Source organism: Achromobacter sp. ACM02 (genome assembly GCF_014851605.1).
GTDB classification, from domain to species: domain Bacteria; phylum Pseudomonadota; class Gammaproteobacteria; order Burkholderiales; family Burkholderiaceae_B; genus Achromobacter; species Achromobacter aegrifaciens.
Genome location: NZ_JACUZY010000001.1, coordinates 818,623 through 842,048, shown reverse-complemented (window position 1 = coordinate 842,048; position 23,426 = coordinate 818,623). Strand labels below are relative to the sequence as shown.

At 64.9% G+C, this 23,426-nt stretch carries 23 protein-coding genes; 16 read left to right on the top strand and 7 right to left on the bottom strand.

Annotation, left to right across the window (positions count from 1 at the left end):
- Positions 1 to 85: 85 nt before the first annotated feature.
- On the bottom strand, positions 86 to 253 hold the full coding sequence (locus IB258_RS03825; protein ID WP_125471830.1) for a YhfG family protein: 168 nt from the start codon (positions 251 to 253) through the stop codon (positions 86 to 88).
- Between the two features lie 205 nt (positions 254 to 458).
- Between IB258_RS03825 and IB258_RS03820 the strand changes: the two genes are divergently transcribed.
- The 4 genes from IB258_RS03820 to IB258_RS03805 all read left to right on the top strand — a co-directional run bounded on the left by IB258_RS03820 (position 459) and on the right by IB258_RS03805 (position 4,658).
- Positions 459 to 845, top strand: a complete 387-nt coding sequence (locus IB258_RS03820; RefSeq protein WP_013393965.1) for a Rid family detoxifying hydrolase — start codon at positions 459 to 461, stop codon at positions 843 to 845.
- A gap of 39 nt (positions 846 to 884) precedes the next feature.
- Positions 885 to 2,975: an ATP-dependent DNA helicase RecG gene (gene recG / locus IB258_RS03815; protein WP_175160458.1), complete on the top strand. Its 2,091-nt coding sequence runs from the start codon at positions 885 to 887 to the stop codon at positions 2,973 to 2,975.
- A gap of 80 nt (positions 2,976 to 3,055) precedes the next feature.
- Positions 3,056 to 4,006 (top strand): LysR substrate-binding domain-containing protein, encoded by a 951-nt coding sequence (locus IB258_RS03810; protein ID WP_054454135.1) that lies wholly within the window; start codon positions 3,056 to 3,058, stop codon positions 4,004 to 4,006.
- A gap of 151 nt (positions 4,007 to 4,157) precedes the next feature.
- A complete protein-coding gene (locus tag IB258_RS03805) occupies positions 4,158 to 4,658 on the top strand; it encodes a Dps family protein (RefSeq protein WP_054454138.1) in 501 nt (166 codons plus the stop codon).
- A gap of 65 nt (positions 4,659 to 4,723) precedes the next feature.
- Here IB258_RS03805 and IB258_RS03800 read toward each other — a convergent pair whose 3' ends face one another.
- Entirely contained in the window at positions 4,724 to 5,329 is a 606-nt protein-coding gene (locus tag IB258_RS03800; protein ID WP_054454834.1) for an alpha/beta hydrolase, read from the bottom strand.
- A gap of 316 nt (positions 5,330 to 5,645) precedes the next feature.
- On the opposite strand from IB258_RS03800, the gene IB258_RS03795 reads away from it, so the two are divergent.
- The 5 genes from IB258_RS03795 (at position 5,646) to IB258_RS03775 (ending at position 11,159) form a co-directional block, all read left to right on the top strand.
- Entirely contained in the window at positions 5,646 to 6,773 is a 1,128-nt protein-coding gene (locus IB258_RS03795) for a branched-chain amino acid ABC transporter substrate-binding protein (RefSeq protein WP_054454141.1), read from the top strand.
- Between the two features lie 207 nt (positions 6,774 to 6,980).
- The gene (locus IB258_RS03790; protein WP_082400978.1) at positions 6,981 to 7,682 is read left to right on the top strand and encodes a response regulator; all 702 of its coding nucleotides are present in this window, start codon (positions 6,981 to 6,983) and stop codon (positions 7,680 to 7,682) included.
- Complete coding sequence (locus tag IB258_RS03785; protein WP_192352168.1) at positions 7,675 to 8,967, top strand: ATP-binding protein; 1,293 nt, start codon at positions 7,675 to 7,677, stop codon at positions 8,965 to 8,967. The genes IB258_RS03790 and IB258_RS03785 overlap by 8 nt, the downstream gene beginning before the upstream one ends.
- A gap of 149 nt (positions 8,968 to 9,116) precedes the next feature.
- Positions 9,117 to 10,211, top strand: coding sequence for a serine hydrolase (locus IB258_RS03780; protein WP_175160462.1), 1,095 nt, complete (start codon positions 9,117 to 9,119; stop codon positions 10,209 to 10,211).
- Positions 10,212 to 10,271: 60 nt separating this feature from the next.
- The gene (locus IB258_RS03775; RefSeq protein ID WP_192352167.1) at positions 10,272 to 11,159 is read left to right on the top strand and encodes a MipA/OmpV family protein; all 888 of its coding nucleotides are present in this window, start codon (positions 10,272 to 10,274) and stop codon (positions 11,157 to 11,159) included.
- Positions 11,160 to 11,241: 82 nt separating this feature from the next.
- Here the strand turns inward: IB258_RS03775 and IB258_RS03770 are convergent, their stop codons facing one another.
- The 4 genes from IB258_RS03770 to ugpB form a co-directional block, all read right to left on the bottom strand.
- Positions 11,242 to 12,330: a sn-glycerol-3-phosphate import ATP-binding protein UgpC gene (locus IB258_RS03770; RefSeq protein WP_192352166.1), complete on the bottom strand. Its 1,089-nt coding sequence runs from the start codon at positions 12,328 to 12,330 to the stop codon at positions 11,242 to 11,244.
- Between the two features lie 50 nt (positions 12,331 to 12,380).
- Entirely contained in the window at positions 12,381 to 13,232 is an 852-nt protein-coding gene (gene ugpE / locus IB258_RS03765) for a sn-glycerol-3-phosphate ABC transporter permease UgpE (RefSeq protein ID WP_013393954.1), read from the bottom strand.
- A gap of 21 nt (positions 13,233 to 13,253) precedes the next feature.
- Positions 13,254 to 14,135, bottom strand: a complete 882-nt coding sequence (gene ugpA, locus IB258_RS03760) for a sn-glycerol-3-phosphate ABC transporter permease UgpA (protein WP_054454150.1) — start codon at positions 14,133 to 14,135, stop codon at positions 13,254 to 13,256.
- Positions 14,136 to 14,333: 198 nt separating this feature from the next.
- The gene (gene ugpB, locus IB258_RS03755; RefSeq protein ID WP_054454152.1) at positions 14,334 to 15,647 is read right to left on the bottom strand and encodes a sn-glycerol-3-phosphate ABC transporter substrate-binding protein UgpB; all 1,314 of its coding nucleotides are present in this window, start codon (positions 15,645 to 15,647) and stop codon (positions 14,334 to 14,336) included.
- A 193-nt stretch (positions 15,648 to 15,840) separates the two neighbouring features.
- Between ugpB and proC the strand changes: the two genes are divergently transcribed.
- The 7 genes from proC (at position 15,841) to IB258_RS03720 (ending at position 22,603) form a co-directional block, all read left to right on the top strand.
- The gene (gene proC / locus IB258_RS03750) at positions 15,841 to 16,674 is read left to right on the top strand and encodes a pyrroline-5-carboxylate reductase (RefSeq protein WP_054454155.1); all 834 of its coding nucleotides are present in this window, start codon (positions 15,841 to 15,843) and stop codon (positions 16,672 to 16,674) included.
- Complete coding sequence (locus tag IB258_RS03745) at positions 16,671 to 17,240, top strand: VUT family protein (protein WP_370127624.1); 570 nt, start codon at positions 16,671 to 16,673, stop codon at positions 17,238 to 17,240. The genes proC and IB258_RS03745 overlap by 4 nt, the downstream gene beginning before the upstream one ends.
- 431 nt (positions 17,241 to 17,671) lie before the next feature.
- Positions 17,672 to 18,787 carry a high-affinity branched-chain amino acid ABC transporter substrate-binding protein gene (locus IB258_RS03740; RefSeq protein ID WP_054454159.1) on the top strand — a complete coding sequence of 372 codons (1,116 nt, stop codon included), beginning with the start codon at positions 17,672 to 17,674 and terminating at the stop codon, positions 18,785 to 18,787.
- A 189-nt stretch (positions 18,788 to 18,976) separates the two neighbouring features.
- Positions 18,977 to 19,903, top strand: a complete 927-nt coding sequence (gene livH / locus IB258_RS03735) for a high-affinity branched-chain amino acid ABC transporter permease LivH (protein WP_054454161.1) — start codon at positions 18,977 to 18,979, stop codon at positions 19,901 to 19,903.
- The gene (locus IB258_RS03730) at positions 19,903 to 21,138 is read left to right on the top strand and encodes a high-affinity branched-chain amino acid ABC transporter permease LivM (RefSeq protein ID WP_054454162.1); all 1,236 of its coding nucleotides are present in this window, start codon (positions 19,903 to 19,905) and stop codon (positions 21,136 to 21,138) included. The genes livH and IB258_RS03730 overlap by 1 nt, the downstream gene beginning before the upstream one ends.
- Positions 21,135 to 21,902, top strand: a complete 768-nt coding sequence (gene livG, locus IB258_RS03725; RefSeq protein WP_013393946.1) for a high-affinity branched-chain amino acid ABC transporter ATP-binding protein LivG — start codon at positions 21,135 to 21,137, stop codon at positions 21,900 to 21,902. Before IB258_RS03730 ends, livG begins: the two co-directional genes overlap by 4 nt.
- Positions 21,902 to 22,603, top strand: coding sequence for an ABC transporter ATP-binding protein (locus IB258_RS03720; protein WP_054454165.1), 702 nt, complete (start codon positions 21,902 to 21,904; stop codon positions 22,601 to 22,603). The genes livG and IB258_RS03720 overlap by 1 nt, the downstream gene beginning before the upstream one ends.
- Positions 22,604 to 22,690: 87 nt before the next feature.
- Here IB258_RS03720 and IB258_RS03715 read toward each other — a convergent pair whose 3' ends face one another.
- Entirely contained in the window at positions 22,691 to 23,425 is a 735-nt protein-coding gene (locus tag IB258_RS03715; RefSeq protein ID WP_088140656.1) for an aspartate/glutamate racemase family protein, read from the bottom strand.
- Position 23,426 lies beyond the last annotated feature (1 nt).

Here is a 23,426-nt window from a genome sequence, read left to right as displayed (position 1 = left end):
TCGTCCCAGATGTTCAGTCAGTTGCGCAGCGTGAGACTGCCTGGGTAGCAGTACGGATCCTGTCCGGCGCCGTACTTGTCCAATGTCAGGCAGGCTTGCGATAGGCGCGCAACACGGCTTCGCGGGAGGGCAGTTCGCGCTGCGCGTGGGCGGGCGTGGCTGGGTAACCTTCGAGGCGCAGGCTAGCTGCGTAGTTGGAGCGGCGCACCTTTGCCCAATAATCCAACTTGGCTTGGAGGCTGGTGTTTTTCAAGGGAAACGCCTCATTTGAGAAGCTGCGGAGGTATAAGCGTGATTACACCGAAGCGCACATAGGACTTGGCCGGCTCAGCATTGCGGGAAGCCCTTATATTCCGTCGTGCGCCCATCCTACGGCATTCAGCCACTTTCGCAAATGTCTATTGCTGGATAAACTTCGATAGTTGTAGTTTCTATCCGACTTTCGAAGGATTCCGCCCATGAGCAAGCAAATCATCCATACCGACACCGCGCCCGCCGCGGTAGGCCCTTACTCGCAAGCGGTTGCCGTAAGCGGCACCAAGACTGTCTACCTCTCGGGCCAGATCGGCCTGGAGCCGGGCACTGGCGACCTGGTCTCCGAGAACTTCGATGCGCAGGTGCGTCAGGCTTTCGCCAACATGCAGGAAGTCATCAAGGCTGCCGGCGGCACGTTGGACAATGTGGTCAAGCTGACACTGTTCCTGACCGACCTGGGCAAGTTCACGGCCGCCAACGCCATCATGGCCGAGATCATTCCCCAGCCGTTCCCGGCGCGCTCGACCATCGGCGTGGCCAGCCTGCCCAAGGGCGCGCAGTTCGAAGTCGAAGCCATCCTGGTCCTGTAAGGCCCGTCCGGACTTTTCGATCCAGGGGTTCGTTTCTTCATGCCGGCCGCAGCCGCGGCTTCCAAGCGATCCGGCGCCGACAACAAAGGCGCCGGCCGTGCAATGACGGATACGGAGCGCAAGCTCCGTAACCTGGGTCTGGTGCTGCCCGAGGACTTCGTGCTGCACCTGCCGCTGCGCTACGAGGACGAAACCCGCATCATGCCGATCAGCGCCCTGCGGCCCGGTTTTGCCGGGCAGGTCGAGGGCGAGATCACCAAATCCGAGGTCCTCTACCGGCCCCGGCGCCAGCTGACCGCCACGCTGGCGGACGACAGCGGCGAACTGCAATTGCGCTGGCTGAACTTCTACCCCAGCCAGCAGAAGCAAGTCACCGTGGGCAAGCGCCTGCGTGCGCGCGGCGAGGTCCGCGGCGGCCTGTTCGGGCGCGAGATGGTGCATCCGCGCATGACCAATGCCGATGCGCCGCTGCCCACGGCGCTCACGCCGGTCTATCCCAGTACCGAAGGGCTGCCGCAACTGACGTTGCGCCGCGCCATTGCGCAGGCGCTGGACCGCGCCGACCTGTCCGACACCTTGCCCGACGAGGCGCGGGCGCGCTATGACCTGCCGCCGTTCGAGCCAGCCATCCGCGCGCTGCATACGCCTGCGCAGGGCGAGTCCGAGCAGGCCTTGCTGGACCGCGTGCATCCCGCCTGGCGGCGCATCAAGTTCGATGAACTGCTCGCGCAGCAATTGTCGCTGGCGGCCGCGCGGGCCGCGCGCCGGATAAAGGAAGCCGAGTCGCTGCCCGTGCGCAACGAGGCCGGCGGCCTGGTCGCCAGGCTGTACGAAACCTTGCCGTTCAAACTGACTGGCGCGCAGGAGCGCGTGGTTCAGGAAATCTCCGCCGATCTGGCCAAGCCGTATCCCATGCACCGCTTGTTGCAGGGCGATGTGGGCAGCGGCAAGACGGTCGTGGCGGCCATCGCCGCCGCCCAGGCCATCGCCAGCGGCGCGCAGGTGGCGCTGATGGCGCCCACCGAAATTCTGGCCGAGCAACACTTCCGCAAACTGGTGTCGTGGCTGCAGCCATTGGGCGTGAATGTGGCCTGGCTGAGCGGCAGCCTGTCCGCCAAGGCGCGCCGTGAAGCGGCGGCCGCCGCCGCTGACGGCAGCGTGCAGTTGGTCGTGGGCACGCAGGCGCTGATCCAGGATCACGTCGAATTCCACCGCCTGGGCTTGTCCATCGTGGACGAGCAGCACCGCTTCGGCGTCGGACAGCGCCTGGCGCTGACGCGCAAGGGCGAAACCGTGCGCGGGCGCAACGTGCCGCACCAGCTCAACATGAGCGCGACGCCGATCCCGCGCACGCTGGCCATGACCTTCTTCGCCGATCTGGACGTGTCCGTCATCGACGAGCTGCCGCCGGGGCGCAGTCCCGTGCTGACCAAGCTGGTGTCGGACGCAAGGCGCGAGGAAGTCATCGCCCACATTGCCCAGGCCGCGCGCGGCGGGCAGCAGGCCTACTGGGTCTGTCCGCTGGTCGAGGAAAGCGAGGCCCTGGAACTCCAGACCGCCGTGGACACCTACGAAGGCATGCGGGTCGACCTGCCGGACCTGCGCATCGGGCTGGTGCACGGCCGGCTGCCGCAAGCCGAAAAGGCCGCCGTGATGCAGGCCTTCCGCGATGGCGAAGTCGACCTGCTGGTCGCCACCACTGTGATCGAAGTGGGCGTGGACGTGCCGAACGCCTCGCTCATGGTGATCGAACACGCCGAGCGTTTCGGGCTGGCGCAACTGCATCAGCTGCGCGGCCGGGTAGGGCGCGGCACCGCCGAATCGGTCTGCGTGCTGCTCTATCAGACGCCGCTGTCGCAAGTGGCGCGCGAACGCCTGCGGGCCATGTTCGAGACCTCGGACGGTTTTGAAATCGCCCGCCGTGACCTGGAACAGCGCGGTCCGGGAGAGTTCCTGGGTACGCGCCAGTCCGGCATGGCGCTGCTGCGCTTCGCCGACCTGGAAACGGACGCGGCCATTGCCGAAGACGCGCGCGATGCCGCGGTCTGGCTGCGCGCCGAACATCCGGCCGCGGTCGAGGCGCACCTGGCGCGCTGGATGCGCGGGCGCGAGGATTTCCTGCGCACCTGACCATGCAGCCAGCCGCCAACCTTAATCTAGCAAGCGCCAGCCGCAAGGCTGGGGCATAACCCCCGGGGGCGTAGTCCACCATGACTCTCACCGAACTCAAGTACATCGTCGCCGTTGCGCGCGAACGGCATTTCGGCCGGGCGGCCGAGGCCTGTTTCGTCAGCCAGCCCACGCTCTCGGTAGCGATACGCAAGCTCGAGGACGAATTGGGCGTGACGCTGTTCGAGCGTGGCGGCGCCGAGGTCGGCGTCACCCCCATCGGCCAGCGCATCGTGGCGCAGGCGCAGAAGGTGCTGGAAGAAAGCGCCAGCATCAAGGAGATCGCGCGCCAGGGGCACGACCCGTTGGCCGGCCCCTTGCGCGTCGGCGTCATCCACACCATAGGTCCGTACCTGTTGCCGCGGCTGGTGCCGGAGCAGATCCGCCGCACCCCGCAGATGCCGCTGCTGCTGCAGGAGAATTTCACGGTGCGCCTGGTCGAGCTGCTGCGCCAGGGCGAGATCGATTGCGCCATCATGGCTTTGCCGCTGCCGGAGGCCGGCCTGGTCATGCAACCCTTGTACGACGAGCCCTTTGTGGTGGCCGTGCCCAATGACCACGAGCTCGCCCGGCGCCAGGCGATCGACGCGCAGGACCTGAAGCAGCAGACCATGCTGCTGCTGGGCAGCGGCCACTGCTTCCGCGATCAGGTGCTCGAAGTCTGTCCCGAGCTGTCGCGCTTTTCGGCGGCCAGCGACGGCATCCAGCGCACCTTCGAAGGCTCCTCGCTCGAGACCATCCGCCACATGGTCGCGGCCGGCATCGGCGTGACCGTGCTGCCCGTGACCGCGGTGCCGGAGCAGCCGCCTTCCAACAGCCTGCTGCGCTATCTGCCATTTGACGGCCACGTGCCGGAGCGCCGCGTGGTGTTGGCCTGGCGCCGCAGTTTCCCGCGGCTGGCCGCCATCGAGGCGCTGGCGCAAGCGGTCTATGCCTGCGAGCTGCCCGGCGTGAAGATGCTGACCGACGAGGTCGCGGCAGTGCAGGATTGATTCCCGGGCCGCTTTCAGGCGGCTTCGCGCGCGCGGTTTGCGCCGCGTCAAAAGGTCGCAGGACTGATTGATAAAAGCGGCGGATATTGCGGCATTTCGCCGTATTTGCAGTGTTATCCTTGTTTCGCACATTCATCCCTAGGAGCTAGCAATGGCCAAGTCCCCCAAGAAGACCTCCAGCGTTCCGCGCATCAACATCGGTATCTCGGACAAGGACCGCGCCGCAGTCGCCGGCGAACTGTCCAAGCTGCTGGCCGACTCGTACACGCTGTACCTGATGACGCACAATTTCCACTGGAACGTCACGGGGCCGATGTTCAACACGCTGCACCTGATGTTCATGACCCAGTACACGGAAGAGTGGAACGCGCTGGACAGCATCGCCGAGCGCATCCGCGCGCTGGGCCACTACGCGCCGGGCACCTACCGCGAATTCAGCAAGCTGTCCTCCATCGCCGAGCCGGACTCGGTGCCGGAAGCCCTGGAAATGGTGCGTCTGCTGGTGACCGCCAACGAATCCGTCGCCAAGACGGCGCGCGCCGCTTTCGAGAAGGCCGATGCCGCCAACGACCAGCCCACGGCCGACCTGCTGACGCAGCGCCTGGACGTGCACGAAAAGAATGCCTGGATGCTGCGCAGCCTGCTGCAGTGATAGCGGCCGACGCCACATGAAAAACGGAGCCTCGCGGCTCCGTTTTTTTCAGCATCGGAAATGAGTCAGGCCTGATGCGACAGCGGCCGTGCCGGTATGGGCGCGATCCGCTCGGGCGGCGGCGTCACCCGCCACACCGCGCGCCGGCGCAGCGCGCCCAGGAGCTTCAGGCCCTGCGGCCAGTCGTCCAGGCCGCTCTCGGCGTTGATGTGGCCAGCGCCCGGCACGACCACCAGCCGGCTGCCCCAATCGCGCGCAAACGCGCGGGCGCGTTCCAGCTGGCAATAGGGATCGTCGTCGCTCGCCACCACCACGCTTTGGAAGGGCAGGGAATGCCGTGGCACAGGTCCGAAGCTTCTCAAACAGGCGGGAGCGTTTTCGCGTTCCACATCGGCAGGCGCCACCAGCAGCGCGCCCGCGACCTTGGCGCGCAGCGGCACCGGCAGGGCGGCGCTGATCAGGCAACCCAGGCTGTGCGCGATCAGGAGCACGGGGCTGCGGGCCTCGTTCACCTCGGTCGCCAGCGCCGCGATCCATTCGCCGGGAGCCGGATGTTCCCAGTCGCGTTGCTCGACGCGGCGCGCATGCGGCAGCAGGGCCATCCAGCGCGATTGCCAGTGTTGCGGTCCGGAGTTTTTCCATCCGGGGACGATGATCGGTTGGAGTCTCATGGCGGCCATGATGCCGCGCGGCCTTAGTAACGCAAACGAATAAATCGTCTTTTGCATATACGCCAGCGGGCATAAGGGCGCACCCCGAACAATGCCGCAGCGCAATAATCGGACGGGTATCAAAGTGGTCGAAAACTGGCCTGAGAAGGGCAATTTTTCAGTGTATGCTTGCCGTGCAATCGCAATGCAACCGGGCGTGACCAGGGCCGAAACCCCTGCAAAGGGCAGTCCAGCAGGCATGCTTGGCCTGGAGATGATCCGGCGTCCGACCCGGTGCAAAAAACTAACGATTACAAATCATTAGAGGAGTCCACACATGAAGCCAGTATTTCGTCTGACCCCGGTCATTGCAGCGCTGGGCGTCGCAGCCGGTCTGGCGTTTGCCTCGGGAGCGCAAGCGCAAACCATCAAGATCGGCGTCGTCGGCCCCACCACCGGCGCGGTCACGCAGTATGGCGATATGGTCCGTGAAGGGGTCGATACCGCAGTCGAGCGCATCAACGCCGCCGGCGGCATCAACGGCAAGAAGCTGGAAACCGTCGTGATCGACGACGGCTGCGAACCCAAGCAAGGCCCGGTCGCCGCCAACCGCGTGGTCAACAGCAAGATCGGTTTCGTCGTGGGCCACGTCTGCTCGGGCGCCACCATCGCCGCCGCCGACGTCTACAACAATGAAGGCGTGGTCATGGTCACGCCGTCCGCCACGTCGCCGGCCCTGACCGACGGCAAGAACTACGAGTTCATCTTCCGCACCATCGGCCGCGACGACCAGCAAGGTCCTGCCGCCGCCAAGTTCATCCTGGACAAGATCAAGCCCAAGAAGGTCGCCGTGCTGCATGACAAGCAGTCCTACGGCCAGGGCATCGCCACCGCGGTCAAGAACGACCTGGAGAAGGGCGGCGTGGCCGTCGCCGTGTTCGAAGGCATCAACGCCGGCGACAGCGACTACTCGGCCGTCATCACCAAGCTGAAGAGCCAGGGCGTGGACTTCGTCTATTACGGCGGCTACCACCCTGAAATGGGCCTGCTGCTGCGCCAGGCGGCCGAACAGGGCGTGAAGGCCAAGTGGATGGGCCCGGAAGGCACGGGCAACCCCGACATCAACGCCATCGCCGGCGACGCCGTCGAAGGCATGCTGTTGACGCTGCCGGCCGACTTCACCCAGAACGCCGCCAACGCCGACATCGTCAAGGCCTTCGAAGCCAAGAAGCGCAACGCCAGCGGCGCCTTCCAGATGACCGCCTACACGGCCACCCAGGTCATCGCGGACGGCATCAAGGGCGCTGGCAGCGACGACCCGACCAAGGTCGCCAAGTACCTGCACGCCAATTCCTTCGATACGCCGATCGGCAAGGTGTCCTGGAACAAGCAGGGTGACCTGACGAACTTCCAGTTCGACGTGTTCACCTGGCACAAGGACGGTTCCAAGACCGTCTACAAGTAAGTCCAGGCGCGGGCCGCCGGCCCGCGAGACCGGCGGACCCCCTGGCGGTTCCGCAGGAAACCGGGCCGGAAGCGACAGTCTTCCGGCCCGGTTTTTTTGTTCTTCCGACGGCCCGGGAACCGGCTCGGCGCGTTCCGGTCGAACGCGCGCCCGCCGCATTTGCGTAGAATGCGGCGCCATCGACCTCACTTTTTCTGTCTGGACACCATGACCAAGGCCTTGTTAGTCGAAGACGATCCGAAACTATCGCGCCTGATCGCGCAGTTCCTGGAGCAGCACGGTTTCCATGTTGCCCAGGCCTACCGCGGCGATCACGCGGTGGAGGCATTCCGCAGGCATGACCCGGCCATTACCATTCTGGACCTGATGCTGCCCGGCCGTGACGGCCTGCAGGTCTGCCGTGATCTGCGCGCGTTTTCATCAGCCCCCATCCTCATGCTGACGGCCCGCGAGGACGACCTGGACCAGATCCTGGGCCTGGAGTCGGGCGCGGACGACTACGTCATCAAGCCCGTGGAGCCGCGCGTGCTGCTGGCGCGGGTACGGGCGCTGCTGCGCCGGCACAGCCAGCTGGACGAGCCGCCGGAGCGCCTGGAGTTCGGTCCGCTGGTCATAGACCGGCGTACGCGCGCCGTGGTGCATGCCGGTTCCGAAGTGGACCTGACCACAATGGAGTTCGAGATGCTCTGGGCGCTGGCCAGCCAGGCCGGCCAGGTGCTGACCCGCGACGACTTGCTCAATGCGGTGCGCGGCATCGAATTCAACGGACTGGACCGCAGCGTCGACGTCTGCGTCAGCAAGCTGCGGCGCAAGCTGGATGACGACCCGCGCGATCCGGCGCGCATCAAGACCGTGTGGGGCAAGGGCTATCTGTTCTCGCCCAAGGCGCACGAGGGCGGTGATGCTTAAGTTTGTCCTGCGGCTGTTCGTGGTGCTGGCGGTGGGCTTCGTCATTTCCAACGAAGTCGTGGACCGATCCGCCAACTACTTCTTCGAACCCGTCAGCGACGCCTACGCGCGCGAAGCGGTGCGGGGCCAGATCCACAGCCTGGTGCAGGAACTGAGCCGCGTGCCGCCATCCGAGCGCGAGGCGCACGTGCGCGACGCGCTGGCGCCGTACTACGGCCTGGCGCTCAAGGTGGTCGACGCCGAAAGCTACGGCGCCACCGAGGACGAGCGCGCCATGGTGGAGTCCGGCAGTTTCTTCGTGCGCGACAAGCAGCAGACCTTTGTGGCGGCGATTCCCGGTCCGGGCAGGCAATGGCTGGAGGTCAAGCTGCCGCCCGAGCCGGACATCGGCCCCTGGCTGATGGCCGCGGTGTATTCCGCCCTGGGCTTGTTGCTGTGCGCCTTCATGCTGGTGTGGGCGTTGCCCATCTGGCGCGACCTGGAGGCCCTGAAGACCGCCGCCCTGCGCATGGGCCAGGGCGACCTGCAAGCCCGGGCGCGCCTGTCGCGCCATTCCAGCATCCGCAACCTGGGCGACACCTTCAACCAGATGTCAGACCGCATCAGCGCGCTGGTGGGCAACCAGCGCGACCTGACCAATGCCGTGTCGCACGAGCTGCGCACGCCGATCGCGCGCCTGTCGTTCGAACTGGACATGATGGACCGCGAGGACGACCCGGCCGCGCGCAAGCGCCTGGTCGAGGAAATGAAGAGCGACGTGGCCGAACTGGACGCCATGGCCTCGGAATTGCTGATGTACGCGCGCCTGGAACACAAGGGCGACGGCGTGGCGCTGCAGCCGCAGGACGCGCGCGGCTGGCTGGATTCGGTGGTGCAGCATGCCGGCTTCGAGGCCGGCGTGTCGGGCGTGCGCTGCGAAGTGGCACTGTGCCAGGTGCCCGTGGTGCACTTGCACCAGCGCTACATGACGCGCGCCTTGCTCAACCTGCTGCAGAACGCCATCCGGCATGCCGGCCGGCAGGTCCAGGTCAGCTTGATCAGTCCGGGCGCGCGCGAGTACGTGCTGATCGTGGACGACGACGGCCCCGGCATCCCGCCTGCCGACCGCGAGCGGATCTTCGAACCTTTCATCCGCCTGGACGAAAGCCGCGACCGCGGGACGGGCGGGGTGGGGTTGGGCCTGGCCATCGTGAGCCGGGTGGCTCGCTGGCACAACGGGACCGTGCAGGCAAGCGACAGCCCCTTGGGCGGCGCGCGTTTCGTGGTTGCCTGGAAGACCGCCTGAAGCCTGGCGGGGTGCGGCGCGGCACAACGTAAACAAACTTCACAATCCGCCGCCGCAATCTTCACAAACTCCATACAAAGCGGGAAAGATCGCGGGCAGGCGCCTGGATAGCATGACGGCAGTTCTCTTCAGAGGTCTTGCCGCAAGCCATGTTTTCCCTCAGCCGCCTGGTTGCCGTAGGTATGTTGCTGGTCGCCGCGGGCGGTTGCCAGGGCGTTCCTCCCGACGCGCCGCCGCCGATCGCCCAGGGCGACTACAAGGCGGTGGTGGGTTACCTGGCCCAGCGCATCCCCTATGACATGGACGCTTCCGACGTGCCGGGCCTGTCGATCGCAATCGTCGACGACCAGCGCGTGGTGTGGAGCACGGGCTTCGGCTACGCGGACCCGCTGCGCCACCGCAGCGCCACCAGCGACACGCTGTACCGCGTAGGGACCATCACCAAAATCGTCACGGCCGCGGGCGTGCTGCGCGCCGCCGACGACGGGCGTCTGGCGCTGGACCAGCCGGCCTCGCAGGCGCTGCCCGATTGGGACATCCAGCCGCGCCGCGGCGCCATGCAATGGCTGGGCACGCATCCCTTCACCGCCCGCAATCTGCTGGCCGTGCACCCAGGATCGTTGGAAGACACCATGGGACGCGCGCGCGCTGACATGGCCTACGCCCTGCTGGGGGACATGGTTGCGCATGTGGCGAGCGAACCGTTCGACACCTACGTGCGCCGCACCATCCTGCAGCCGCTGAACATGCCGCGCGCCGGGTTCCATCCCGATCCGCGCATGCTCGAACTGCGCGCCTCGGGCTACCGTCGCGGCGCGCCCTGGACCGAAGCGCCTCAGCCCAACGAAGCGGCCGACGGCCTTTGGCTCAGCACTTCGGAGATGGCGCGCTTCTCCAGCATGCTTTTTGCCGACGGTCTTTACCAAGGCCGACGCGTGCTGAATGCCGACTCGGCCCGCGCCGTGCTCGACATGGAAACGGTGGAAGGCGGGTTGGCGCTGGAATGCCGCCTGGCCTTGTCCTGGCTCGCTGCGCCCTGTGGCGACGATATCGCCGGCACGCCATTGCGCCTGCATAGCGGCGCCACTGAAGCCTTCCATTCGCGTCTGGTGCTGGCGCCGCGCGACAAGCTGGCGGTGCTGGTCATGAGCAATTCCGACACCAGCGAGTCCTTGGTGGCCTCGGTGTCGACGATGGCGATGGCGCTGATGCGCCAGGCCAAGCAGGGCGCAATCACCCAATAGATGGGGCCGTTCCCGGCTCCACGGTTTTACCCCCCTCAACCTCGTTTCTTGGAAGCTGTTATGAAGCGAAAAATCCGTTCCACCCTGCTTACGCGCGGCGCCGGCGCTGCTTGCCTGCTGGCTTTAGTCCCGGGACTGTCCCTGGCCGATGACGCTGCGAACAGTTCCGTCTACGGCCAGCGCGGGGCCAGCTCGCGCGGGTTGACGGTGGCGACGGGGGAGGGGCCGGCCGACGAATGGCTGTTCTACGGCACGCTGGGCGCGGGCTACGCGCCGCGCTACAGCGGCAGCGACGAGTATTCCGCCGTGCCGATCATCGGCCTGGGCGTGCGCAGCCCCGGTGGCTTCTTCCTCAGCACCGACCACGGCCTGGGCTGGGAAACCCAGGCGCTGGACAGCACGTTCCGCTTTTATCTTGCGCCCAGCGCTTCGCGCAAGGACCACAAGAAGGGGTTCGAGGGCTCGGACAAGCTGCGCGGCATGGGCGACATCGAAAGCCGCGCGCAGATCGGTATGGACGCTGAAACGACGATAGGCCCAGTGACCCTGTCGGCAACGGTGGCGCATGCATTCAAGAAGGGCGACAACCGCGACGTAGGCAGCGCTTACACCATGTTCAACCTGGGAGCCAGCACCACCGTGTACGAGGGTAGCGCCGGGGCGATTTCGCTGGCGCTGTCCGGCACTTTCGGCGACGGCAATTACATGCGCACCTGGTATGGCGTCAGCGGCAACCAGTCGGCAAAGTCCGGCTATCGCAAGTACACGCCCAAGGGCGGTCTGGAAAGCGTGGGCCTGGGCGCGACCTGGGCCGTGCCGCTCTCCAAGTCCTGGTCGTGGACCACGTCGGCGGAAGCGCGGCGCCTGTACGGCGACGCGGCGGACAGTCCCATCGTGCGGGATCGCGCGCAGTACACCATCGGCACCATGATGACGTACACGTATTGATCGGGGGGAAGCCCGTTCCCGGCCGGGAGCGGGTGAGACGGAAGCGGGCGGGCGCAGCCGCCGCTTCCGTCCAGCGATGGCTTTACAGGCCTTGCACGCGGCGGCCGCTGTCGGCCTCGAACCAGTGCAGCGGATGGCGGCCGTCCGGGCCCAGGCTGACGCGGTCGCCGACCTTGGCCGACGACTCGGACAGCTGGCGCGTGGTGCAACGCACGACCAGCATGTTCTTGCCGCAGCGGCTGTGGACCAGCTGTTCGGAACCCAGCGTTTCGACCATTTCGACTTCGGCCGGCACGCCCTGGGTGTTCAGCAGCATGTGCTCGGGACGCATGCCCATGATGATCTTGCGGCCGCGCACTTGCGAGGGCACCTGCAGCGGCGAGATGTCCAGCGCGATGCCGTCCAGCGTCTGCACCGTGCCGTCGCCCGCGACGTTGACTTCCATCAGGTTCATCGGCGGCGAACCGATGAAGCCGGCGACGAAGGTCGAGGCGGGCTTTTCGAACACTTCCATCGGCGTGCCGATCTGCTCGGGCACGCCCTGGTACATGACGATCATGCGGTGGGCCAGCGTCATGGCCTCGACCTGGTCGTGGGTCACGTACAGGCTGGTGGTGCCCAGGCGGCGATGCAGCTTCATGATTTCCAGGCGCATCGCCACGCGCAGCTTGGCGTCCAGGTTCGACAGCGGTTCGTCGAACAGGAACACCTTGGGTTCGCGCACGATGGCGCGGCCCATGGCCACGCGCTGGCGCTGGCCGCCGGACAGGGCGCGCGGGCGGCGGTCCAGCAGGTGACCGAGTTCCAGGATCTGCGCGGCCGCGTCCACGCGCTTCTTGATCTCGTCCTTGGAGAACTTGCGGATCTTCAAGCCGTAGGCCATGTTCTCGAACACGGTCATGTGCGGGTAGAGCGCGTAGTTCTGGAACACCATCGCGATGTCGCGCTCGGCCGGTTCCAGGTTGTTTACGATCTTGTCGTCGATGACGATTTCGCCGCCGGTGACGGTTTCCAGGCCGGCGACCATGCGCATCAGCGTGGATTTGCCGCAGCCCGAGGGGCCGACGATGACGATGAATTCACCGTCCTTGACGTCCATGTCGATGCCATGGATGACCGGCACATTGCCGGCATAGGTTTTCTTGACGTTGCGAAAGCTGAGAGTAGCCATGAGTTATTCGTGTTCGGAGTCGTGTTCGGGTGGGCGAGGGCGGGTGACCGTCACTTTTCAGTGTCGACCAGACCCTTGACGAACCATTTCTGCATCAGGATGACGACCAGCGCCGGCGGGATCATCGCAAGCATGGCGGTGGCCATGGTGATGTTCCATTCGGTCACGCTGTCGCCGCCGCTGATCATCCGCTTGATGCCGATGACGACGGGGTACATGTCTTCCTGCGTGGTCACGAGCAGCGGCCACAGGTATTGGTTCCAGCCGTAGATGAACTGGATCACGAACAGCGCGGCGATGCTGGTCTTGGACAAGGGCAGCAGCACGTCGCGGAAGAAGCGCACCGGACCCGCGCCGTCGATGCGCGCGGCCTCGATCAGCTCGTCCGGCACCGTCAGGAAGAACTGGCGGAACAGGAAGGTGGCGGTTGCCGAGGCGATCAGCGGCAAGGTCAACCCGGCGTAGCTGTTGAGCAGGCCGAGGTCGGCCACCACCTTGTAGGTGGGCGCGATACGGACTTCGACCGGCAACATCAGGGTGACGAAGATCATCCAGAAGAAGAACATGCGGCCGGGGAAGCGGAAATACACCACCGCGAAAGCCGACAGCAGCGAGATGGCGATCTTGCCGATGGAAATCGCCAGCGCCATGATCAGGCTGACGTACATCATGCGGCCCACGGGCGCGCCCGACGAACCGCCGGAAGAGCCGCCGAACAGCGCCTGCATGTAGTTGTCGACGAAATGCTTGCCGGGGATGAGGGACATCGGCGCGGACGCCACTTCCTGCGCGGTCTGGGTGGACGCGACGAAAGTGACGTAGAGCGGAAATGCCACCATCGCCACGCCGCAGAGCAGAATGACGTGGGCCAGAATATCCAGCCAGGGACGGCGTTCAACCATTGTTTATAGCCTCGGACAAAATCAATACTGCACTTTGCGGTCGACGTAGCGGAACTGCACGACCGTCAAGGCAATCACAATGAACATCAGCACCACCGACTGCGCCGCGGACGAACCGAGGTCCAGGCCGCGGAAGCCGTCGCTGTACACCTTGTAGACCAGGATGGAGGTCGACGTGCCCGGACCGCCCTGCGTGGTCGTGTCCACCACGGCAAAGGTGTCGAAGAAGGCGTAGATGATGTTGACCACCAGCAGGAAGAACGTGGTGGGCGAGAGCAACGGGAACACGATGCTCCAGAAGCGGCGCGACGGGCTTGCGCCGTCGATCGCGGCGGCTTCGATGAGCGAGCGCGGAATCGATTGCAGGCCGGCCAGGAAGAACAGGAAGTTGTACGACACCTGCTTCCACACGGCGGCGATCAGCACCAGGGTCATGGCCTGGTTGCCGTCCAGGCGCGGGTTCCAGTCGACGCCGGCATGGCGCAGGGCCACGGCCAGGATGCCGACGGAAGGCGAAAACAGGAACAGCCACAGCACGCCGACCACGGCGGGCGCCACGGCGTAGGGCCAGATCAGCAGCGTCTTGTAGAGGCCGGCGCCGCGGATGACGCGATCTGCCATGACGGCCAGCAGCAAGGACACGCCCAACCCGACCACTGCCACGAGGATCGAGAATACGGCGGTGACGCGGAAGGAATCCAGGTAGGCCTGTTGCGAAAACAGGTCCATGAAGTTGTCCAGTCCGACGAACTCGGAGGACAGTCCGAATGCATCTTCCAGCCTCAGCGATTGCCACATGGCCTGGCCGGCCGGCAGGAAGAAGAAGACCACGGTAATGATGATCTGCGGCAGGAGCAGCAGATAGGGCAAGGTCTTGTGCCCGAATACAACGCGTTTTTCCATAGGGGGAACCCAAGGTACAGAAAAGCGGCGGTTGGAGTAACCGCCGCCTGAAACCGCCTTCGTAAAATACGAGAGGCTTAAAGCCCTAAAAACCGCAGGGCCTTAAGCCTTGTACTGCCTGGCGCAAAACAGCCCAAGTCCTTGTCACGGCATGGAAAATACCGATTGACAGGACCGGGCCGGTATCGCGGAAGGGCGTTACTTTACACTCTTCTCGAACTTTTCCAGAAGCTCGTTGCCGCGCTTGACGATGTTGTCGGCGCCGTCCTTGGCGCTGACCTTGCCCGAAACGACGCGTTCGATTTCGGCGTCTTCGATTTCACGGATCTGCGGCAGGAAGCCCAGGCGCAGGCCGCGCGATTGCGCGGTGGTTTCGACGTTCAGCTGCTTGACGCCGACTTCGGTGCCCGGGTTCTTGTCGTAGAAGCCGTCCTTCTTGGTCAGCTCGTAGGCAGCCTTGGTGACGGGCACGTAGCCGGTCTGCTGGTGCCAGCGGGCGGCGATTTCCGGGCTGGCCAGGAACTTGAAGAACGCGGTCACGCCCTTGTAGGTTTCCGGCTTCTTGTTGGCGAAGACCCACAGCGAAGCGCCGCCGATGATGGTGTTCTGCGGCGCGCCTTGCACGTCGGCGTAGTAGGGCAGGGTCGAGGTGCCGAATTCGAACTTGGCGTTCTTGGCGATGTTGGCGCGCAGGCCGGACGAACCGGTGATCATGGCGCACTTGCCGCTGATGAACAGCGAGTTCGGCTCGTCGCCGCGGCCGCCGTACATGAAGATGCCTTCCTTGCCCAGCTTGGCCAGGTTTTCCAGGTGGCGCACGTGCAGCGGGGTGTTGATGGCGATGCGGGCGTCCAGGCCGCCGAAACCGTTGTCCTTGGTGGCGTACGGCACGTTATGCCAGGCCGAGAACGTTTCCAGCTGGACCCACGACGGCCAGGAGGTGGTGTAGCCGCATTCCTGACCTGCGGCCTTCAGCTTCTGGCCGGCGGCGGCCAGCTCTTCCCAGGTCTTGGGCGGCTTGTCGGCGTCCAGGCCGGCCTTCTTGAAGGCGTCCTTGTTGTAGTAGAACACCACGGTCGAGCTGTTGAAGGGCATCGACACCAGCTTGCCGTCGGCCGACGAGTAGTAGCCGGCCACGGCGCCGATGAATTCCTTCGGATCGATCGGGTTGCCGACTTCTTCCGACATCTGCTGCACCGGCTTGATGGCGCCCTTGGCGTACATCATGGTGGCGGTGCCGACTTCGAACACCTGGAGGATGTCCGGGGCGTTGCCGGCGCGGAACGCGGCGATGCCGGCGTTCATGGATTCACCGTAGTTGCCCTTGTAGACTGCCTTGACTTGGTAGTCGGGGTTCTTTTTGTTGAATTCGTCGACCAGGCCGTTCACGCGATCGCCCAGCGCGCCTTCCATCGAGTGCCAGAATTGGATCTCGGTGGCGGCATGCGCGGAGGCGCCTGCAAAAGCCGTCATGATGGCGGCAAAGGTTAAGGCAATACGGTGGGATCGCATAGAGAGGTTCCTCCAGTTGGGCGTGACGCGACCGGGTTGTCCGGGCGCAGAAAACACGACACCTTATGAATTGTTTGTGACAAAACCGTGACTTTCACATCACTCCAAACGCCTGTCAAATTGCGCGTTTTAGGCGCGAACGAACATTTTTCTTTTTTTTCCCAACGAGAACTCCCGTTTACAATCGGCTCCTATGAAAAACGAACTTTCGATTGCGTTCATCGGCGGCGGCAATATGGCCGCTGCCCTGGCCTCGGGCCTGGCCGGCAAAGTATGCGCCGCCGGCAACATACATGTCATTGACATAAACCAGGATTCGCATGCCGCCTGGCAGGCCCGCGGCATGACCACCGCGACGGCTCCGGGCGAGGCCCTGGCGCGGTGCCGCGTCTGGGTGTTCGCTGTCAAGCCACAGAACATGAAGGACGTTGTGGCTTCCACGCGTCAATGGTTGCGCGAAGACACTTTGGTGGTAAGCGTGGCGGCCGGTATCCGCGCCGATACGCTGGCGGCCTGGCTCGGTACGCCCGAGGCGCCGTTCAAGCGCCTGGTGCGCTGCATGCCGAACACGCCGGCCCTGGTGGGCGCCGGCATTACCGGCCTGGCGGCGCTGGACGGGGTGGACGCTGCCGACCGCGACCTGGCGGCGCGATTGCTGTCCAGCGTGGGTGAAGTGGTGTGGGTCGCCGATGACGCCGCGCTTGATGGCGTGACGGCCTTGTCGGGCAGCGGCCCGGCTTATGTATTCCTGTTCCTGGAAGCGCTGGTGGCGGGCGGCCAGAAGGTCGGCCTGACGGCAGAACAGGCCAAGCAACTGGCATTGGGCACGCTGGCCGGGGCGACGCGCCTTGCCGCCGAGTCCTCTGAACCGCTGGCCACCCTGCGTGAACGTGTCACCTCCAAGGGCGGCACCACGGCGGCGGCGCTCAATGCGTTCGGCGCGGCCGGGTTTGCCGCCATCGTCGAAGACGCCATGGCGGCCGCCGCCCGACGCTCGCGCGAGCTGGCGGAGGAGTTCGGCAAATGACGGCCACGGACGGGGGCACAGGCTCCCGGCGCTTTGCGCTCATGAGCCGGCCGCAGTTCGCCATTGCCGTGTTGTGCATGCTGGTGGTGGTGGTCGGCTCGAACATCCTGGTGCAGGTGCCGCTGAACGACTGGCTGACCTGGGGCGGGTTGTCCTATCCGGTCGCCTTCCTGGTCACAGACGTGCTGAACCGCCGGTTCGGCCCGGCGGCCGCGCGCAGGGTGGTCTGGTTCGGCTTTGCCGCCGCCCTGGTGGTGTCGGTATGGGTGGCCTCGCCGCGCATCGCGCTGGCTTCGGGTCTGGCCTATATCTGCGCGCAACTGGTGGACATCCAGGTGTTCGACCGATTGCGCGACCAGCGCTGGTGGCGCGCGCCCCTGGTGTCGGGCGTGCTCGGCGCCATCCTGGATACGGCCGTGTTCTTCAGCGTTGCATTCGCGGCCACCGGCGCGCCCTGGATGACATGGATGATGGGCGACCTGGCGATCAAGCTCGCGGTCAATATCAGCATGCTGGCGCCGTTCCGCGCGCTGATGTGGAATCTGGCCAAGCCGGCCAATGCCTGACCAGGCGGCGGGGCGCCTGCGGTTTTCGGGCCGCCCCGCGCTTGAATTCAGTGAATAACTACGCACGTTAATTATTATTCGTAAGTCCTGCGTAAGCACTGTATTTAAATGCGTCTTTAAACGGCGTATTAATCGCCCGCGATATATATCTCGATGCACAATTTCGCGTGGCGCGCCAGATGATAAATACGATTTTCTTGCGGATTCTCCAACGATTTCAGAGGTTTGCCCCGGCTATCCGTCACGATTAAAGGCGCGCGCCTAAATATTGGGGATTACACGCAGTGACAGTATGACGGCTTGCTTTCAGAATACCGGCCACACCGTGTTTTTGCCCAAGAAGCCGGCGACGGGCGACGAGGATTAACGGATTACCCAACCGATAAACCGCGTCGGACAGAGCCGCTCAAAACCTCGCTGGAGAACTCCGCATGAAGTTTCTGAATCGCCTTACCCCGGTAGCCATGGCGCTTGGGGCACTTGCCTTGGCTGGCGCCGCGCACGCCGCCGACACGATCAAGATCGGCATTCCCCAGCCCATGACCGGCCCCAATACGCAATACGGCGACCAGATCCAGGCCGGCGCATTGACCGCGATCGAGACCATCAACGCCAAGGGCGGCGTCAAGGGCAAGAAGCTCGAACCCATCCTCATCGACGACGGCTGCGAACCCAAGCAGGCCGTGCCGGCCGCCAACCGCGTGGTCAATTCCGGCGCCAAGTTCGCCGTGGCCCATGCGTGCTCGGGCGTGACCGTGGCCGCCGTGAAGGTCTACGAGGAAGAGGGCATCGTCGGCATCACCCCGGGCGCGACCTCGCCGCTGGTCACCGACACGATCAAGCCGCATTTCTTCTTCCGCACCATCGGCCGCGACGACCAGCAAGGCCCGTACGCCGCCAACTACATCGCCAAGACCCTGAAGCCCAAGAAGGTCGCCGTGCTGCATGACAAGCAGACCTACGGTTCGGGCGTGGCCACCCAGGTCCGCGATTCGCTGGGCAAGGAAGGCGTGAACGTCGCCATGTTCGAAGGCATCAACGTCGGCGACAGCGACTACTCGGCCATCATCACCAAGCTCAAGTCGGCTGGCGTGGATCTGGTCTATTTCGGCGGCTACCACCCCGAACTGGGTCTGTTGCTGCGCCAGTCGCGTGAACAGGGCCTGAAGGTCCAGTTCATGGGTCCGGAAGGCACCGCCAACCAGGATCTGGTGGCGATCGCCGGCCCGGCCATCGACGGCCTGCTGGTCACGCTGCCGGCCGACTTCACCAAGCTGCCCGGCAACGAGAGCATCGTGAAGGCCTTCAAGGACGCCAAGCGCGATCCGGACGGCGCCTTCCAGATGCCGGCGTACGCCGCCGTGCAGATCCTGGCCGACAGCATCAACGCGGTGGGCGAAGACCCCGCCAAGGTGGCTGACTACATGCACAAGACCAAGTTCTCCACCGGCATCGGCCCGGTCGAGTACGACGCCAAGGGCGACCTGAAGAACTTCGAGTTCGCCGTCTACAAATGGGATAAGGACGGCAAGAAGACCCAGCTGTAAACTCGCGATCCCGCCGGCGTCGCCGGCGTGTAGGGCCTGTCGTCCTCGTTCTGCCGTAATCCGCGTAGCGAAGCGCCAAAAGCGCTGTGCGGCCGGCGGGCGCAGATGCCAGGCCCTTATAAAATACGCCCAGGTTTCCGGCTCCGGGTCTCTCCACCGGGGCCGGAACCATTTGGAGCAAGAGAAATAATGTCTGACCTCATACCCCAACTTACCCAGCAATTCTTCAACGGATTGTCTCTGGGCGCGATCTATGCGTTGATTGCCATCGGCTACACAATGGTCTACGGCATCATCGGTATGATCAACTTCGCTCACGGCGAAATCTACATGATCGGCGCCTATGTCGGCCTGGTCACCCTGACGGCCATCGGCACCAATAGCGGCTTGCCGATACCGTTCATCATCGCGGCCATGCTGGTCGTGGCCATCGTGGTCACGGGCATCTACGGTTTCAGCGTCGAGCGCGTCGCCTACCGGCCCGTGCGCGGCAGCCCCCGTCTGGTGGCGCTGATCTCGGCCATCGGCATGTCGATCTTCCTGCAGAACTGGGTGGCCCTGGGCCAGGGCGCGCGCGACATGGCCGTGCCATCGCTGGTGTCCGGCGCCGTGCAGTTCCACATGGGCTCCGACTTCGACGTCACCGTGCCGTATTCGCGCATCATGATCATCGTGGTCACTGTGGTGCTGATGATCGGGCTGACGCTGTTCATCAAGTATTCCCGCATGGGTCGCGCCTCGCGCGCCTGCTCGCAGGACATGCACATGGCGAACCTGCTGGGCATCGACACCAACCGCGTGATCTCGTTCACCTTCGTGATGGGCGCGATCCTGGCAGCGGTGGGCGGCGTGCTGATCGCCATCACCATCGGCAAGCTCAACCCCTTCATCGGCTTTCTTGCCGGCATCAAGGCCTTTACCGCGGCGGTGCTGGGCGGCATCGGCAGCATCCCCGGCGCCATGCTGGGCGGCGTGCTGCTCGGGCTGGCCGAGACCTTCGCGGCTGCCTACATCTCCTCACAGTACAAGGACATCGTGGCGTTCTCGCTGCTGATCCTGATCCTGCTGTTCCGTCCCACCGGGCTGTTGGGCAAACCTGAGGTGGAAAAAGTCTGATGTCGAACAACAATCTGAAAAACGCCACGATGGCGGCTGTGCTGACGGCTGTCATCGTCACCCCCGTCTTCGGCCTGCAGCTGATCCGGCAGGGCGCCCGCACCACGATGGAATCGAACTGGTCGCTGGTGGCGATTGCCGCCGCCATCGTGTTCGTGTTCCAGTTGCTGCGCCCCTGGATCGCCAAGCCGTTCCAGAAGCTGAAGACGGGCCTGCCGACCTTGCCGGCCGCGCCGGCCAAGAGCCACAAGCCGCTCGCCATTCTGCTGTTGGCCATCGCGGTCATCTGGCCGTTCTTCGCCGGGCGCAGCTCGGTGGACATCGCCACGCTGGTGCTGATCTACGTGATGCTGGGCCTGGGCCTGAACATCGTGGTGGGTTTTGCCGGCCTGCTGGACCTGGGCTTCGTGGGCTTTTACGCCGTCGGCGCCTATACCTACGCCTTGCTGTACCACTGGGGCGGCTGGAGCTTCTGGGAAGCGCTGCCGTTCTCGGGCGCCATGGCCGCGCTGTTCGGTTTCATCCTGGGCTTTCCGGTATTGCGGTTGCGCGGCGACTACCTCGCCATCGTGACGCTGGGCTTTGGTGAAATGATCCGCCTCTTGCTGATCAACCTGAACACGCTGACCGGCGGTCCGGACGGCATCTCGGGCATTCCCAAGCCGACGGTGTTCGGCCTGGAAATGACGCGTCGCGCCAGCACCGAAGGCGGCACCACTTTCCATGAATTCATGGGCTGGAATTTCCAGAACCAGGACATGGTGGTGTACCTGTACCTCATGGCGCTGCTGCTGGCGCTGGTGACGCTGTTCGTCTCCACCCGGCTGATCCGCATGCCGGTTGGACGCGCATGGGAAGCGCTGCGCGAGGACGAGATCGCCTGCCGTTCGCTGGGGCTGAATCCCACGCGGATCAAGCTGTCGGCGTTCACGCTGGGCGCCATGTTCGCCGGTTTTGGCGGCGCGTTCTTCGCGGCGCGCCAGGGCATGGTGAATCCGGAGTCCTTCACCTTCATCGAATCGGCGCTGATCCTGGCCATCGTGGTGCTGGGCGGCATGGGCTCGCAGGTGGGCGTGATCCTGGCGGCCGTGCTGCTGACGGTGCTGCCGGAAGTGGCGCGCGAATTCGCCGAATACCGGATGCTGATGTTCGGCCTGGTGATGGTATTGATGATGATGTGGCGTCCGCAGGGGTTGTTGCCCATGAAGCGTCCCCATGTGGAGTTGGCTAAATGAGCGAGGCATTGCTGAAAGTATCCGGGCTCACCATGCGGTTCGGCGGCCTGTTGGCCGTGGACAGCGTGGCGTTCGAAGTCAAATCCGACGAGGTGTTCGCCATCATCGGCCCCAACGGGGCAGGCAAGACCACGGTGTTCAACTGCGTGGGCGGCTTCTATGCGCCGACGGCGGGCGACATCACCATGGACGGCAAGGCCATCACCGGTCTGCCCAGCCACAAGGTGGCGCGCCATGGGCTGGTGCGCACGTTCCAGAACGTGCGCCTGTTCAAGCAGCTGACCGTGCTGGAGAACCTGCTGGTGGCGCAGCACACCCAGGTGGAGTCGCGGCTTTTGCCGGGCCTGCTCAAGCTCAAGTCCTATCGCCAGTCCGAGACCGACGCGCTGGCGCGCGCCGCGCAATGGCTGGATTTCATGGGCTTGCGCGAGTTCGCCAACCGCGAGGCGGGCAACCTGGCCTACGGCCACCAGCGCCGCCTGGAGATCGCGCGCTGCATGATCACCAAGCCGCGTCTGCTGATGCTGGACGAACCGGCGGCGGGCCTGAACCCTCAGGAAAAGCGCGATCTGCAGTCGCTGATCGACCAGTTGCGGCGCGAATTCGGCGTCGCGGTGCTGCTGATCGAGCACGACATGAGCCTGATCATGGGCATTTCCGACCGCATCCTGGTCATGGAGCACGGCAAGCCCATCACTACCGGCACCCCCGAGCAGGTGCGCAACGACGAGCGCGTCATCAAGGCGTACCTGGGGGAAGAGTAATGCTTAAGCTGGATAACATTCATACCTACTACGGCGCCATCCAGGCGTTGAACGGGGTGTCGGTGGAGGTCAACAAGGGCGAGATCGTCACGCTGATCGGCGCCAACGGCGCGGGCAAGACGACGCTGCTGATGACCGTCTGCGGCAACCCGCGGGCACGCGAAGGCACGATCACGTTCGAGGGCGAGGACATCACCCACAAGGACACGCACCACATCATGCGCAATGGCATCGCCATTTCGCCGGAAGGGCGGCGGGTCTTCAAGGACCTGACCGTTGCCGAGAACCTGATGATGGGCGGCTTCTTCGCCAAGCGCGATGAGATCCAGGCGGGCATCGACCACGTGTACGGGCTGTTTCCGCGCTTGAAAGAACGCGCCAGCCAACGCGCTGGCCTGATGTCGGGCGGCGAGCAGCAGATGCTGGCCATCGGCCGCGCGCTGATGACGCGTCCGCGCCTGTTGCTGCTGGACGAACCGACGCTGGGCCTGGCCCCGCTGGTGATCGCCCAGATTTTCGACATCATCCGCGAGATCCGCGAACAGGGCGTGACGGTGTTCCTGGTCGAACAGAACGCCAACAAGGCGCTGGGCGTGGCCGACCGCGGCTATGTGCTGGAAAACGGGCGCGTGGTGTTGCAGGACACCGGCGCCAACCTGCTGGTCAACGACCAGGTGCGCAAGGCGTATCTGGGCGGTTGATTGCTGTTCCCCGCGAAGGGAAATTGGGGCGCATTGGAAAATGCGCCTTTTTTTTCGCCTGTTTGGCGCGGGGAAGGGGCCGCGGGCTCAGGCCGCCAGCAGCTGTTCGGCCTGGTAATGCGCGATCGCGGCTCGCGCCAGCGCGTCGATGGAGTCGGTCAGCGTCACGCCCAGGCTTGGGCGCAGCGCGTGCGGCACTGCGAGGGGCAGTTCGGTGCAGCCCAGCACCACGGCGTCCGCGCCGCGCGCCTTGAGGCGGGCGATGCATTCGGCGGCTGGCGCGTAGGCGTCTTCCAGGCGATTGGCCTTGACCGCGCGGATCGAGCCCATGCAATAGCGTTCGACTTCGTCGTCGTCGGGCACGATGCACTCATAGCCTTGCGCTTCCAGATGCTGCTGATAGAGGCCCAGCTTGAGCGTGGCGGCGGTGCCCATCAGGCCGATGCGGCCGGCGGGCAGGCCCAGGCGGCGCAGGTCGTCGATGACGGCCTGGATGATGTGCAGCACGGGCAGGTCGGTGGACGCAGCGATCTGGTCGTACCAGAGGTGGGCCGTGTTGCACGGGATGGCGATGAGCTGCGCGCCGGCGTTCTGCAGAAAGCGCACGCCTTCCTGCATGTAGGGCAGAGGATTTTCGCCGCCCGCCATGTAGGCGCTGGACCGGTCGGGAATGCGGGGGTCGTTGCGCAGCAGCGTAGGGATGTGCTGCTGGTCGATCGCGGCGGGCGTCAATGCCGCCAGGCGCAGGGCAAAGGCGGCGCCCGCCATGGGGCCCATGCCGCCCAATACACCCAGGTAACAACCCTGGGAATAGCTGTTCACG